Below are 13,859 nucleotides of genomic sequence, written 5' to 3'. Positions count from 1 at the left end.
CGAACCGGTGACGGGTATAAATAAATCCGTTTGTTGAACAATTGAAAAAAGGCTTATCTCTTATCGCCGTCGTATCCCCACTTCACATACATTGCTCCCCAGGTAAATCCGGCACCAAAAGCAGCCAGCACCAGGTTATCTCCCTTTTTGAGCTGTTTTTCCCATTCCCACAAACAAAGAGGAAGAGTAGCAGAGGTAGTATTACCGTAACGTTGAATGTTGATCATCACCTGGCTTTTTTCTATGCCCATACGCTGAGCCGTTCCTTCAATAATGCGCATATTGGCCTGATGGGGAACAAGCCAGGTGAGTGTTTCGGGGGTGATGCCATTGCGTTCCATCACTTCAACAGCTACATCAGCCATTTTAGATACGGCATGTTTAAACACATGACGGCCATCCTGATAGATGTAGTGTTCACGATTGTCGATGGTTTCATGTGAGGGCGGTTTTACAGACCCGCCTGCCTTTTGATAAAGATAGACACGCCCGAAACCATCGCTTTGAAGCTTGCTGTCGAGCACGCCCACATTTTCGGTAGTAGGTTCCAGCAATACGGCTCCTGCGCCGTCGCCAAATAATACACAGGTCGTTCGATCAGAATAATCGGTAATAGACGACATTTTTTCGGCACCAACCACTATCACCTTTTTCTTACTACCTGTCTCCACAAACCTGGAGGCTGCATCGAGGGCATACAGAAAACCGGAACAACCGGCATTGATGTCGAAGCTGTGTGCGTTACGAATGTCGCACTTGTCGGAAATAATATTGGCCGTAGCCGGGAAAACATGGTCCGGCGTAACGGTAGCACATATCAGCAGATCCACCTCATCGGGTGAAGTGCCCGATTTTTCGAGCACCTGATTTACGGCCTTAACAGCCAGATCGGAAGCACCTTTTCCTTCTTCTTTGAGAATACGCCGTTCTTTGATGCCCACACGCGTGGTTATCCATTCATCGGACGTATCAACCATTTTACTAAGTTCCTCGTTGGTGAGAACATAATCGGGAACGTATCCGCCGACAGCAGTAATCACTGCGTTCACTTTTTCCATCGTTAAAGACAGTATTTGATGGCCAAAACGGGCTCACTGCCATCCCTGACAGGGTGACATGGCTCGGGCCTGAAAAACATTTACGGGTTGAAAAAACATGGCTGAGATTTGCCTGAAAAGGAGATGTATCAATTCCTTTATGCGGGTTCCATCCTGACTAAAAAAGTTGTGCACAGATGGAAAGTCTCAGCCCATAAAAAAACCCCTAACCAAAAACAAATTAGGGGCATAATTATAATTTCAGTTAATACCGGTGACTGGCAACCGGATAATTGACAAAGTCATACGAAGTGAAGTGTCTGTAGAACTTCTGGTCTCACCTGCTACGACAAGAACAAGAATGACCGAAATTGATATGACACTACAAACGAGCATTGACTTTGCTTATTATTAAGCTGTTACTTCTTTTTCCACAGCAAGTTTACCCCTGTAGTGCCCACACTCTTCGCAAACAGTGTGAAGCTTAATAGTGGCGCCACAGTTAGAGCAAACACCCAAAGCCGGCATTGTTGCCTTGTAGTGGGTCCTTCTTTTGTCTCTTCTCGTTTTCGATGTTTTTCGTTTTGGATGTGCCATTTTATAACCTCTTTTTACTTGTTGTTTTTATTCTTCAGTTTCTTTAACTCGTTCCAGCGTGGATCGATCTCATCATCGTTTTCTCCATCCTCGCCTGCTGACGGTTCCTGATCAACCAAGTACGTCTCAAGCCGGGCAAGCATCTCCGGATCGCAACCCGATGTACCGTCTTCTTTATCGGAGTGTACATGACGTATAGGAATACTAACCACAATATATTCGTACATGAACCGGGCAATGTTGATGGTATGTTCCTCCTGAGGCAGGATAACTATCTCTTCAGTAGGTTCATCATACGCTTCTCCGAATTTGATGAACAGCTTGCCCTGATAAGTAACAGGGACCTCCATCAACCCCAGACACCTGTCGCAAAGAGCTTCCACAACACCTTCAATATGAAATGAGAGCTCCAGCATTCGTGTGCTTTTGGTGAGAGTGACCGTTGCCAGTAACTCACCGGTTTCTACCTGCGACTGCTCAAACAATTCAAAGAAGGCACTCCCCAGTTTGTACTCATAGAGGTGTTCTCCCTCTTTAAGTCCTTTAAAGGCAATGCCATACTCTCCGATTTTCTTCTCTTTCTCTGCTGCCATAAGTAAAAACTTCGCAAAGGTATAAAATATTCATTGTGTGGGAAAAATAATTTAAAAAAAGTTTGGGGCCGGTGCTGGTTGCTGGTTGCTCGTTGATGGTTGCTGGTTGCTGGCGGAATAGTTAAATGGCTAATTCATTTGCCCGGCTCCGCCGCTTGATTGCAAGAATTGGTCACTGAAAAGATTCTGAGCAAAGCGAAGAATCTATCATCTAATCACTTAACCCTCTGTTTGATTATTGTTATATCTGTGTAAATCTGTGATATCTGTGGTGATTTCTCAACCTCAGCCTCAACCTCAACCTCAACCTCAGCCTCAGCCTCAACCTCAGCCTCAACCTCAGCCTTAACCTTAGCCTTCATCCACCAGAATCCGGAAAGTAGTTCCCTTGCCCGGCGTTGACTCTTTAACAAAAATCCGTCCGTTGTGATAATCTTCCACGATACGGCGAACGAGGGTAAGTCCCAGCCCCCATCCACGTTTTTTTGTAGTGTAACCGGGCTTGAAGATTGTTTTCTGGTACTTTCGCGGGATGCCCTTGCCGGTGTCGGAAACGTCTATATAAACCTGGCTGTTCTGATATCCCAGGTTAAACGAAATGGTGCCCTTGCCGTGCATGGCATCGGCAGCATTTTTACAAAGATTTTCTACAACCCATTCAAAGAGGGGACGGTTCACCAGAATTTTCAGTTCTGAAAGAGAGTCGTCTGCATTGACCTCAATACGGACACCCGAGGATATCCGGTGTTCGATGTAGCCGATAACCTCATGCAGCATATCCCCAACATTCACGGGTTGTAAATCAGGCTTCGAACCTATTTTCGAAAAACGGTCGGTTATGATCTGAAGTCGCTGAATATCATAGCGCATCTCATCCACAAGCGACTTCTCGATATTTTTCATAGAAAGTACCTCAATCCATCCCAGCAATGACGAAGTAGGTGTCCCCAACTGGTGGGCAGTTTCTTTAGCCATTCCCACCCAAACCTGATCCTGTTCCCGGCGCCGGGCCGAACTGAATGCCCAATAGGCCAGCAATACGAACAAAATAACAACAACAAGCTGTACAATAGGAAACCATCGCAACTGGTTAAGTATGCTGGAATCATCGTAATAAAGATACTGGTTCTGACCGTATCCCAATTCGATAACTATAGGGCCGCGGCCCCCTTCTTTCATTTTTTGAAGTTCACGCTGCAGATATGCCTGCTCTTTTTTTTCAGGAACATCCAGGTTCCGGTGGAAAAGAATGGTGTCTTTTTCGTCAGCAATGATCAGAGGAACGGTTGTATTGTTCTGGATGATTTCAAAAACCAGTTCGAGGGACTGCTCATCAAGATCGGGACGTGCAATGTGGCGATTGGCTTTGGCCCACAATTCCATTTTCCTGGTTTCCTCCTGCCGAAGCTTCGATGTAAGCCGGTTGGTATAATACAATGATGCTGCCCCAATGAAGAAGGCTCCGGCCATCAGAAAAAATTTCCACCATCTTTTTCTGCTGTACAATTCCATTTAGAGATTGTATATGTTAGATCAATATCCGCTTGTTTTACCGGTATTTTTCGTCACGGTTCAGGAAAATACTTACATAGCTGTTGTACCTCGAAGAGGCGATCTCACCCTTCTCAACGGCTTCTTTTACAGCACATCCCGGTTCATGGAGGTGAGTGCAGTTGTAATACCGGCAACGGGGAGTATATTTAAAGATTTCCCTGAAAAAGTGGGACAGTTCTTCTTTTTCAATATTGAACAACCCGAACCCCCTGATGCCAGGCGTGTCAATAATGTATCCGCCAAAGCTGAGCGGATGCATTTCTGCAAAAGTAGTGGTATGTTTTCCGGTTTTGTGAGCATCGGAGATTTTCGCTGTTTTGAGATTCAATGACGGCTCAATACGATTGATAAGGGTACTCTTGCCCACTCCCGAATGCCCGGCCAGAAGAGAAACCTTATCTTTCAGGAGCTCCTTGACCGACTGGAGGTCCTCATCGTACCTGGCTGAAGTTGCCAGAACGTTGTAGCCGATATTCTTATAAATCGAAATGGTTTCGTTCAACTGATCCCTGTGGAAATGATCGTAACGGTCGGTTTTGTTAAAAATAAGAGTGGTTGGAATATCGTATGCTTCGGTAGTGGCCAGAAAACGGTCAATAAATACAGGTGTAGTAACGGGATAATTGATGGTTGCCACCAGGATGGCCTGATCAATATTGGCAGCAAGTATTTGTGTCTGACGCGACAAATTCGATGCCCTCCTGACAATGAAATTCCGCCTTTCAAGGATTTCCTCAATGACCCCGACACCGGAACTCTGGTCAAATGAATATTTTACCCGGTCGCCCACAGCTACCGGGTTGGTACTCTTCATCTCGTCCAGACGGAAGCGCCCCTTGATTCTACACGAGACCGGGTCATCGTCACCAGACTTTACTTTGTACCAGCTTCCTGTGGATTTTATTACAATACCTTCTTTCAAACGGTCCTTAGTTTATAAATCATTTTTCTTATTTCACATTTCAAAAATAGTGATTTATCAAATTCTCTCACAAGAAGGTAATAAATTATTTTGTTTTTCAATTCTTTTCTTAATAAGACGACACGTTCAACGTCATGCCAAAGTAATTCGAAATTCCTTTTTCGACAGATGTACTCAAACGCAGGCAGGTCATAAAATACCACGTGGGCATGATCGCGGGCATAAACCCAATTTTCGGACGCGCGTAACACAGTAAATGACACTTTATAGTGCGAACACTATTTAGCTACAAACCACTGATTCCAAAGCTCCAGCGAAAGTCTGACGGAAAATAGGTCAAAATCATTGTTCAAGAGTACTTCAGATAATCCTTTACTTCCAGAAAAGCTTTTTCGAGTCGTATCATCCGGTCAATCATGAACTTGTGAATTTCGGGCCAGGTTTCTTTAATATACATATCACCGGGTTGTTCAACGTACACGCGGCAAACTTCCCGCCCATTGTCCTTGACATAAGCAAAATCCCATATCATGGGCTCTCCGAACTGAGCTTCAAAGAGACTTTTGGCAGCTTCAAGCTTTTCATACAAGGCCAGTCGCTTTTCTTCGTTTTTGATGTTGATTTCGAGGGCAACAATAATTTTTTCGCGGCCAACATCGAAACGGAGATCAAGTCCTTTAATTCCGGTATTGTCGGCGATCCACAAACGTTTACGTCCCTTTTGACCGGGTAACCGACGAGTGCGGTTCCCCAGCTTTTGCCAGAATTCAAGTCGCAGTGCCTTGGCTTCTTCCTTTGAGAACATATCTTGTTCCTGGTTTTATTTCTCCTTCTTTCCTGAAGTTATGAGCAAATAAAGCAAATAAACGATTCCCGTGCCCATAAGCCCTATAGCTATTCGTTCCATAGTGACAGACCCGCCGTGTATCATTCCAAAACCTGCAACAATAAATAAAACCGCTATAATACTTAGTTTGGTTTTCATGGCTCAACTATAAAAAATATCAACTTTTAAGAGCAAATACAAAAATTATATCGCAAAGATAGCAAAAGACTGTTGTTGACATAATTCTTTGTTCTCTCCGGCACCCCGTAACTGTCAAATTCAGTCCCTCACGCAGCATCAGAGAGGCTTCCGATGGTTATGAAAGATTTAAGAACCGTGCCACCGGCTTGTATATAGACGGAATGGGACGAACCACGAATGGAGATAATTGCGGACAGTATGCCAATACGACGCATGTTAATGCGCAATGGAGTCTCGAATCGTCGGGTGATGGCTACTACAGGTTGAGAAACCGTGGTACCGGCATGTATCTCGACGGAATGGGCAGGACAACCAACGGTGATCCGGCAGGACAATATGCCAATACAACGCATGTCAATGCACAATGGCGATTTGTCCCTGTTCAGTAGCTCCTGAATAATTATGATATAATTACATTCAAATGATAATGAAAAGCATGTATTGATATTTCGCGCTGTCCGGGTAACACCGGGCAGCGTTTTAATTGGTAACCATTCAACCTATTCTCATGTCAAAAGCAAAATTTATTCTTCCCCTATTATTCCTGACTTTATTTGCAGCTTGCAAAAAACAGCGTGTGGATGAATTTGTTCTGATAAAAGGCGGATCATTTAATCATCCAGGTTCAAACTACCATGACAGCACTCTTAGCCTTCCCGATTATTATATGAGCAGGTATGAAATCACCCAGCAGCAATGGGAAAAAGTAATGGGAACCAATCCATCTGCTTTTAAAGGGGATAAACTGCCCGTTGAAATGGTAAGTTGGTACGATTGTATAGAATATTGTAATCGCCGGAGTATTTTGGAAGAACTTAAACCTTGCTATTCAATTAAGAAACAAGAAACAGATACCGTAAACCGGAATAAACTTGATGATGTTAAATGGGTGGTAGAGGTGGATTTTAATGCAAATGGGTATCGCATGCCAACAGAAGCAGAATGGGAGTATGCAGCAAGCGGCGGACAAAAAAGCAACGGCTATACTTATAGCGGAAGCAATGAAATTTTGTCGGTTGCATGGTTTTGGAGAAATTCAGGAGATGCTTATCTGGAAGGCGATTGGATATGGAACAGAATTGAAAAAAACAAGTGTAAAACCAGAGAAGTAGGTTTAAAAGCGCCCAATGAACTTGGCCTTTTCGACATGTCCGGAAATGTGAGGGAATGGTGTTGGGACTGGTATGAGGACAATCAATTAAGAAAAGGGCATGGACGCGTTTGGCGAGGCGGTGGCTGGATGGGCGGTAAACATGCCTGTGCCATTACTTATCGCGGAATTTTCGAGGCCAATGGTAAAGGTCCTGACCAGGGTTTTCGTATCGTGAGAAATACTGAACAGAAATAAAATACCACATAGCTCACGAAAAACTAATTCAATACTTTTGACCATTTCTAAGCATCTTTTCCGCCTGCATTATAGACCCTAATTCAGGTATTTATTCTTAAATTATCGCTTCCCCGGGAAAAGTCCATTAAAGTCATTATTTTAGCAGTGAAAAGTTTATGGAACTCGTTCCGCGTATGCGGAACGAGTTCCATCAGACCAATAACTTAGACTAATTTTATACTGATGAAACGAGCATGGCAAAGTTTTCCACAACAGAACATGTATAAGTTCTTGCATGCGAGTTCCATCCGACCAATGACTTAGACTTATTTTATACGGATGAATTATTGATATGGACCGGATCGTTAAATTTCTCACTTCGCGCCAACTCATGGGGGCATTATTCATTATCCTGGCAACAGTTCTTGCCATTGCTACCTTCCTCGAAAACGATTTTGGTTACCGGGCAGCCCGGGCCATGGTTTACAACACCTGGTGGTTCGAGCTTATTTTTGTGCTGATGGGCATCAATATGTTCGGCAATTTGTTTGCTTTCAATATGTGGAGGTGGGAAAAACTCCCGGTCCTTTTGTTCCACCTTGCCTTTTTTGTTATCATTCTCGGGGCTGCCGTTACACGCTATATCGGATATGAAGGCAATATGCCCATCCGAGAAGGCGAAACTTCAAATACCATCTATACGGTTGACGGGTACGTATCAGTGGAAGTAAATGACCAATCGGGAACCAGGACAATTCACAAACCGGTTTTCCTTTCGGCAAAAACACCGCACGAGTTTTCTGAAAAAGTTGAGGTCAACGGCAAAAACTATAAAATCAGGAGTGTAAATTATACTCCCAATGCTGCTATTCGCCCCGTTCGTCAAAAAGACGGAGACCCTCTTCTGGGACTTCTGGTATCATCTACCGACGGTCGAAAAGAACATTTCCTGGCACCTCAACAAACCATTCAGATCAATAATATAAGAATTGCTTTTGAACCTGACGATAAGAACCAGGCTGATATGATCATTTATCGGTCGGAAGATGATGAGGCAATGACCATCACAGCCAACCGGGTCATGATGCTATCGTCAATGGGAAGTCATCAGCAGGACAGTATTAACCCGGGAACGCCGGTTAAACTCATTGCAGGCCAACTATATTCTGTTGACGGAGTTAAACTGGCAATGAGTCGTTTCTGGCCCGAGGCTGAAATCGCCCCGGTGTCTGTTCCTTCGCAAGCAGGACCGTCGATGGCCGATGTGGTAACTTTTATAATCGATGACGGCAAAACATCTGAAACCATTCATGTTTCAGGGAAAGTGGGGAAAGTAGGTAACGCGGAAACCATTCATATCAATAACGGCAACATTCATATCCGTTATGGCTCCCTCCCGCTTAAGCTCCCCTTCTCCATCCGGCTCAACGACTTTCAGATTGATCGTTACCCGGGTTCGGAAAGCCCTTCTTCCTATGCAAGCGAAGTTACTGTCATCGATGCTGCCAACAACGAAACAATGGACTATCGAATCTTCATGAACAACATACTTAATTACGAGGGGTATCGTTTCTACCAGTCTTCCTACGACCCCGATGAAAAAGGAACCATCCTCTCTGTTAACCACGATTTCGGGGGAACGCTTATCACCTACATCGGTTATTTCCTGATGAGCGTTAGCATGATTTGGTCATTGTTTGCACGAGGAACAAGGTTCAGAAAATTGCTGCACAAAACCGACCAGATATATAAGCAACGAAAAGGGATGGTAACGGCACTACTCTTTATGCTGGCAGTAAGTGTTTCGGGACAGCAAATGCCGACAAAGCCTGATGCTGAAGTGGCAGATGCATTTGGAAAACTCTGGGTTCAGGACAAAGGTGGCCGCATAAAACCACTTAATACCATGCATCAGGAAGTCATGGTAAAACTGGTGAAGCACAATTCGTTCAAAGGCTTCAACCCCGATCAGATGCTTTTGGGTATGCTCACCGACCCTGCCGAATGGCAGCAAGTACCTTTGATTACCGTTAAGCATCCCGAATTAAGAAGAATACTGAATGTCAAGGAGAAAAAAGCTTCGTTCAGCGACTTTTTCAATGCCGACCACACCTATAAGATCAACAACCTGGTGGATGCCGCCTACAGAAAAAATCCGGCACAGCGGGATAAACTGGAGCAGGAGCTCATAAAAGTTGATGAGCAGGTCAATGTTTTTTACATGGCCCAATCGGGGGAGTTGCACAGGCTCTTTCCGGTAAATAATGACCGGGAAACACCCTGGCTTATACCGGTGGAAGAACCTTCCCCTCAGTTGACGGCCGAAGACAGCCTGTTTGTAAATACAGCTCTGCCGTCTTTTATTGTTTCTGTGCGCGAAGGAAACAACGATAAAGCACTAAAGATTATACAGGACATTAAAAGATACCAGGAGGTACACGGAGACAGCTTGCTACCGAAAAAATCCAGGATGAGGGCCGAAATCATATATAACCGCCTGAATATTTTCATGTGGCTGGCTACCTTCTTTTTTGCATTAGGTATCATCCTGGTACTTTACAATATTGCGGGACTGGTATATCCTCCTTTGCACAAAAAGTGGATACAAATCGTCGCCTTGTGGCTTATTGTAGCAGGCTTTGCTTACCATTCTTCGGGACTTGTACTGCGTTGGTATATATCCGGCCATGCACCATGGAGTAATGGTTATGAGTCGATGATATTTATAGCCTGGGCACTGCTTTTGGCCGGCTTACTTTTCAGCCGCCGGTCACCCCTTGTTTTGTCTGTCACTGCACTTTTTGCGGGCATAGTTTTGATGGTATCACACCTAAGCTGGATGAACCCGGAAATTACAAATCTGGTACCGGTGCTTAAATCTTACTGGTTAACTCTGCATGTTGCCGTGATTATAAGTGGATACGGATTTATGACACTAGGTGCTTTACTTGGGTTTATGAATTTACTGCTGACCGGACTTCAGACAAAAAACAATAAAACCCGGTTGGGGGCTGCCATTGACGAGCTCACAGCCATCAATGAAATGGCCCTTATCGTTGGTCTTTATCTGATGACCATCGGTTCTTTCCTCGGCGGAGTATGGGCCAACGAGTCATGGGGCCGCTATTGGGGATGGGACCCCAAAGAAACCTGGTCGCTCATTACCATTCTGATTTACGCTTTTGTGGTACACATGCGTTTGATTCCCGGCCTGCGCGGGCGACTGGCTTTTAATACGGCATCACTTCTGGCATTCGCATCGGTGATCATGACCTATCTTGGTGTAAACTACTATCTGACAGGCATGCATTCTTATGCCGCAGGCGATCCTGTCCCCATACCCTCAGCGGTTTATTATTCGGTAGTGGTCGTGGCTGTATTAATAGGTTATGCTTATTGGAAGAATAATAACAAACCTCAAAGTACCTCACAATAATATTAAGCCAGGAAAACACCGGTTCGGCTTCGGCTCAGCCGCTTTAGAACAAAGAATCCGCTGCTCCTTCGTCGTGTTCTTACCACCAAACTCCGCTGTTGCTCACGAACGAGATGTATTTACCGTCGGGCGACCAGCTGGGAACATTGATGGTGCCCTGCCCCCCATACAGATAAGCAACAATTTCTGGATCGCCTCCATCAACGGGCATGCGGCGGAGATAAACATGTTTGTAAAACGGATGGTCGCCGGCATCAACTTCGGGACCATACGAGATAAACACAATCTCTTTGCCGTCGGGTGAGACATGCGGGAACCAGTCGTTATAACGGTCAAAAGTGAGTTGCTCCTGCTCAGAACCATCCGGACGCATTCGCCATAATTGCATCGTTCCAGTTCGGGCCGAGTTGAAGTAGATGTATTTTCCGTCAGGGGAATATTCGGAACCATCGTCCAGGGTTTTCTGGTTGGTGAGCTGAATTTCCCGGCCACCTTCAGCCGGGATTTTGTAAATATCGTACTGCCCGTTTCGCTCTCCTGTGTAGATCACATATTTATTGTCGGGCGACCAACCATGCAAATAGGACGGACTCCTGGCGGTGATTCGTTGTGGTGTTCCGCCCTCAACAGGAAGACGGTAGATAACAGAATTCCCGTTGTCTTCCAGGGAATGATGGCTGATGCCAATCATTTTACCATCGAAGGTGAGTACATGGTCGTTGTTATTACTGGTAGCAAAGCCGGTATTAACAGGTTGCGGTATGCCGCCATGCGGAGGAATTCTGAACAAACGACCTTCACTGTTGTAAATCAGATATTTGTTATCCGGGGTCCAGTTGGGTGCTTGTATTGAGATCGGCGAGGTATAAACAATTTTTCGTTGTCCGGTGCTCATTTCCAAAACTTCGAGATGGCTTCCCAGATAGTCCTGATAAGGAACCAGATCGGCAGGTGCCGGCTTGACAAAACGTACATTGGAAAAAGTAACTGTTTCGGTGGTTGAACTGTCATGCGAACAGACAAACAATCCGGCCATTACCTCATCTTTAAGTCCTGCTGCTTCAATTTTTATTGTACTGAAAGGCTCTCCGTATCTGGCTACCGACATCAATAAAGTATTGCCCCGTCTTTCGAGCTGAATAATATCCGGCGATTTGACTTCGGATTGCATTTCACGGGTTTCTCCATCCTGCTCTTCGCGGTATTGAAGCGACGTCAAACCGTCACCATGTACCACCGCACTAAAGTGGGGAGAACCAGCTGTTTTATTTTCCCGTAGCATCCAGCCGGCCTTCCGGTGCGAATGTTGCCCTTCACCTTCAAATTTAATACGAGCCCGGAGAATAAAATTCCCCGAAGCTCCGCGCCAGGCAAAATGGAAGGCATCTTCGCCAAACCAGACGTTCTCGCCACTCCCTGTTATTGAATAATTCTGCTTTTCCGGTGAATAAAGCGCGTTTCCGGGAATCCCTGTTTCACCTATGTCGTCATGAAGGGCAAAAATGCCTGTATCCGGAACTTGTGCATCCATGATAAAACTGTTGATTAAAAAGGCGGCAAAAATGAGTGCCAAAAGTTTAGTTGTGTGTAATTTTTTCATCAGTATATAATTTACTTAAGTTATTGGTCGAATGGAACTCGTTTCAACCTTAAGGAAGAAAAACTTTTTTGTAGAGAAAAAAGCAACTGTTATTCTATAGTATGAACCCGGCCTAAAAAGCATCTTTATTGCCAAACTCATTGTTGTTTTAAATTTTTGCATCCTCATTAACAACAACTTAACTCCGATACAAAAATTTAAAACGCCTGGACTTGACAAAAATATGCTTTTTATACCCCACTCAATTGTTATTATTTAGTATTGAGTGCAGTATAAAAAGCCTTCAAACTGCTGATTTTTACCCCAGACTCCTAAAGGGGAACTGCTAAAAATCAGCAGTTCCCCTTTAAAGGATTTAGGGGTCAAAAGGCTTTTTAGACTGCACTCAGTATTGATTAAGAAATTCCTACAACAAAAAGACTGGGAAAAAAAGCATTTTAGGAATAGCCTCAATCCTTGATGACATAATGCTAATATACCCCATAATAATTTAAAACCACTCTCTTTTCCTGAAAATAATTACTCCCAAAAACGATAAAATCAACGAAACTAAAATTATTGCCGGCATTGCCCATAATGAATTTTCCATATAATTAGGAACGTTCATTCCAAAGATGCTTGCTATCAAAGTCGGAATCATTAATATTATCGATATAAGCGTCAGTTGTTTCATTACATCATTCAGATTATTAGAAATTACTGAAGCAAATGCATCCATCATCCCGCTTTGAATGTCGGAATAAATCTGTGCCATTTCAAGGGCTTGTTGATTTTCAATAAATGCGTCTTCCAGCAAGTCTTCGTTGATTTCGGTCGTTATCTTTTTAGAATTACGAAGTTTTGCCAAAACGATTTCATTTGCCTTTATTGAAGTAATAAAATAAACCAGACATTTTTCCATTTTCAGTAATTTGTTCAATTCCTTGTTTTTGATTGATTTTTCAAGGTCTTGTTCTATCAATGATGTCATTTGGTTTATTTGTTTTAAGTATCGCAGATACAAATTCCCCGAACGAAGGAACAACCGGAGTATAAAATTAATGCTGTCAGTTATCTCTTTATAGTGGTCTCTGAATGGAGACGGCTGACCCATAGGCAAAACCTCATTATCTTTCAAACATAACGTCAGAGTGAAGTTTTCTGTAATAAATATCCCTAAGGGAATTGTGTTAAACGGAACCCCATTGTTTTCAACTTCGACCGGAATACGAAGAATTATTAACGTCCAGTCATCATCAAATTCAATACGTGGTCTTTCGTCCTGGTCTAAAATGTCATTGGTCAGGTCGGTTGGCAACCCAAAATCAACATTAAGTTTATTGAGTTCGTCGGATGTAGGATTGGTTACATTAATCCAGCAACCTTTCAGGGGTTCGGTGATTTCAACATAACCACCGAATGTTTTGAAGATTTTAATCATGATGATGTCTCCTTACAATCTTATTCTGTAAGGAAACACGAAGCCCTTACAGAATGGTTAATACTTAAAATTACTATGATAAGGGTCTTCTTCCATTGTTATTGAATTTTAAATTTTCGGTTGCAAAAGTAATCTTATTTTTAATTCCCGGACTGTACTTTGCCGGATTTTCGCAAAGGTTTAACATTTTTCTCTAAAACCCCTTAGTGGAAATCAGGTTAACCCCCCTTCAAAAAATCACTCATTGGCGTCAAGCATGAGTTCAAATGGGATAAAATACCGTCCATCTGATCATCATATTCCTTGCATAGAAGTTCCTTTAATGTTAACTTTAACAGTAAAC

General features: G+C 43.6%; 13 protein-coding genes. 3 read left to right on the top strand and 10 right to left on the bottom strand.

Annotated elements, in window-relative coordinates; all coding sequences use genetic code 11:
* Positions 1-53: 53 nt before the first annotated feature.
* The 8 genes from ATH1_RS0104475 to ATH1_RS21385 all read right to left on the bottom strand — a co-directional run bounded on the left by ATH1_RS0104475 (position 54) and on the right by ATH1_RS21385 (position 5,688).
* Positions 54-1,058 carry a beta-ketoacyl-ACP synthase III gene (locus ATH1_RS0104475; RefSeq protein ID WP_010418153.1) on the bottom strand — a complete coding sequence of 335 codons (1,005 nt, stop codon included), beginning with the start codon at positions 1,056-1,058 and terminating at the stop codon, positions 54-56.
* 390 nt (positions 1,059-1,448) lie between these two features.
* Positions 1,449-1,634 (bottom strand): 50S ribosomal protein L32, encoded by a 186-nt coding sequence (gene rpmF, locus ATH1_RS20380; protein ID WP_010418148.1) that lies wholly within the window; start codon positions 1,632-1,634, stop codon positions 1,449-1,451.
* A gap of 14 nt (positions 1,635-1,648) precedes the next feature.
* Positions 1,649-2,227 (bottom strand): YceD family protein, encoded by a 579-nt coding sequence (locus tag ATH1_RS0104465; RefSeq protein WP_010418145.1) that lies wholly within the window; start codon positions 2,225-2,227, stop codon positions 1,649-1,651.
* Positions 2,228-2,442: 215 nt separating this feature from the next.
* On the bottom strand, positions 2,443-2,589 hold the full coding sequence (locus ATH1_RS21590; RefSeq protein ID WP_010418141.1) for a hypothetical protein: 147 nt from the start codon (positions 2,587-2,589) through the stop codon (positions 2,443-2,445).
* Positions 2,579-3,739: an ATP-binding protein gene (locus tag ATH1_RS0104455; protein WP_010418138.1), complete on the bottom strand. Its 1,161-nt coding sequence runs from the start codon at positions 3,737-3,739 to the stop codon at positions 2,579-2,581. The genes ATH1_RS21590 and ATH1_RS0104455 overlap by 11 nt, the downstream gene beginning before the upstream one ends.
* Before the next feature lie 37 nt (positions 3,740-3,776).
* Complete coding sequence (gene rsgA, locus ATH1_RS0104450; protein WP_010418135.1) at positions 3,777-4,703, bottom strand: ribosome small subunit-dependent GTPase A; 927 nt, start codon at positions 4,701-4,703, stop codon at positions 3,777-3,779.
* Between the two features lie 349 nt (positions 4,704-5,052).
* Positions 5,053-5,508, bottom strand: coding sequence for a DUF4268 domain-containing protein (locus ATH1_RS0104440; protein WP_010418129.1), 456 nt, complete (start codon positions 5,506-5,508; stop codon positions 5,053-5,055).
* 15 nt (positions 5,509-5,523) lie between these two features.
* Complete coding sequence (locus tag ATH1_RS21385) at positions 5,524-5,688, bottom strand: hypothetical protein (RefSeq protein ID WP_156062749.1); 165 nt, start codon at positions 5,686-5,688, stop codon at positions 5,524-5,526.
* An 80-nt stretch (positions 5,689-5,768) separates the two neighbouring features.
* On the opposite strand from ATH1_RS21385, the gene ATH1_RS20375 reads away from it, so the two are divergent.
* The 3 genes from ATH1_RS20375 to ccsB all read left to right on the top strand — a co-directional run bounded on the left by ATH1_RS20375 (position 5,769) and on the right by ccsB (position 10,496).
* Positions 5,769-6,119 (top strand): RICIN domain-containing protein, encoded by a 351-nt coding sequence (locus ATH1_RS20375; protein WP_081467421.1) that lies wholly within the window; start codon positions 5,769-5,771, stop codon positions 6,117-6,119.
* A 119-nt stretch (positions 6,120-6,238) separates the two neighbouring features.
* Entirely contained in the window at positions 6,239-7,078 is an 840-nt protein-coding gene (locus ATH1_RS0104425) for a formylglycine-generating enzyme family protein (RefSeq protein WP_010418123.1), read from the top strand.
* Between the two features lie 334 nt (positions 7,079-7,412).
* Positions 7,413-10,496, top strand: coding sequence for a c-type cytochrome biogenesis protein CcsB (gene ccsB, locus ATH1_RS0104420; protein ID WP_010418121.1), 3,084 nt, complete (start codon positions 7,413-7,415; stop codon positions 10,494-10,496).
* A 79-nt stretch (positions 10,497-10,575) separates the two neighbouring features.
* Here ccsB and ATH1_RS0104415 read toward each other — a convergent pair whose 3' ends face one another.
* Both ATH1_RS0104415 and ATH1_RS0104410 read right to left on the bottom strand, forming a co-directional pair.
* Positions 10,576-12,096, bottom strand: a complete 1,521-nt coding sequence (locus ATH1_RS0104415) for a TolB family protein (RefSeq protein ID WP_010418118.1) — start codon at positions 12,094-12,096, stop codon at positions 10,576-10,578.
* Positions 12,097-12,586: 490 nt separating this feature from the next.
* A complete protein-coding gene (locus ATH1_RS0104410; RefSeq protein WP_010418115.1) occupies positions 12,587-13,516 on the bottom strand; it encodes a magnesium transporter CorA family protein in 930 nt (309 codons plus the stop codon).
* Between the last annotated feature and the right edge of the window lie 343 nt (positions 13,517-13,859).

The organism is Anaerophaga thermohalophila DSM 12881 (assembly GCF_000191885.1).
GTDB lineage: Bacteria > Bacteroidota > Bacteroidia > Bacteroidales > Marinilabiliaceae > Anaerophaga > Anaerophaga thermohalophila.
The sequence above is the reverse complement of the archived record's forward strand: the minus strand, read 5'-3'. Positions and strand labels throughout refer to the sequence as shown.

Excerpts from the sequence above, each read along its gene's own strand:
- ATH1_RS0104465 (WP_010418145.1), bottom strand. The coding sequence starts at position 2,227 with ATGGCAGCAGAGAAAGAGAAGAAAATCGGAGAGTATGGCATTGCCTTT.
- ATH1_RS0104440 (WP_010418129.1), bottom strand. The coding sequence starts at position 5,508 with ATGTTCTCAAAGGAAGAAGCCAAGGCACTGCGACTTGAATTCTGGCAA.
- ccsB (WP_010418121.1), top strand. The coding sequence starts at position 7,413 with ATGGACCGGATCGTTAAATTTCTCACTTCGCGCCAACTCATGGGGGCA.
- ATH1_RS0104475 (WP_010418153.1), bottom strand. The coding sequence starts at position 1,058 with ATGGAAAAAGTGAACGCAGTGATTACTGCTGTCGGCGGATACGTTCCC.
- ATH1_RS0104455 (WP_010418138.1), bottom strand. The coding sequence starts at position 3,739 with ATGGAATTGTACAGCAGAAAAAGATGGTGGAAATTTTTTCTGATGGCC.
- ATH1_RS0104425 (WP_010418123.1), top strand. The coding sequence starts at position 6,239 with ATGTCAAAAGCAAAATTTATTCTTCCCCTATTATTCCTGACTTTATTT.
- ATH1_RS21385 (WP_156062749.1), bottom strand. The coding sequence starts at position 5,688 with ATGAAAACCAAACTAAGTATTATAGCGGTTTTATTTATTGTTGCAGGT.
- ATH1_RS21590 (WP_010418141.1), bottom strand. The coding sequence starts at position 2,589 with ATGAAGGCTAAGGTTAAGGCTGAGGTTGAGGCTGAGGTTGAGGCTGAG.
- rpmF (WP_010418148.1), bottom strand. The coding sequence starts at position 1,634 with ATGGCACATCCAAAACGAAAAACATCGAAAACGAGAAGAGACAAAAGA.
- ATH1_RS0104415 (WP_010418118.1), bottom strand. The coding sequence starts at position 12,096 with ATGAAAAAATTACACACAACTAAACTTTTGGCACTCATTTTTGCCGCC.
- ATH1_RS0104410 (WP_010418115.1), bottom strand. The coding sequence starts at position 13,516 with ATGATTAAAATCTTCAAAACATTCGGTGGTTATGTTGAAATCACCGAA.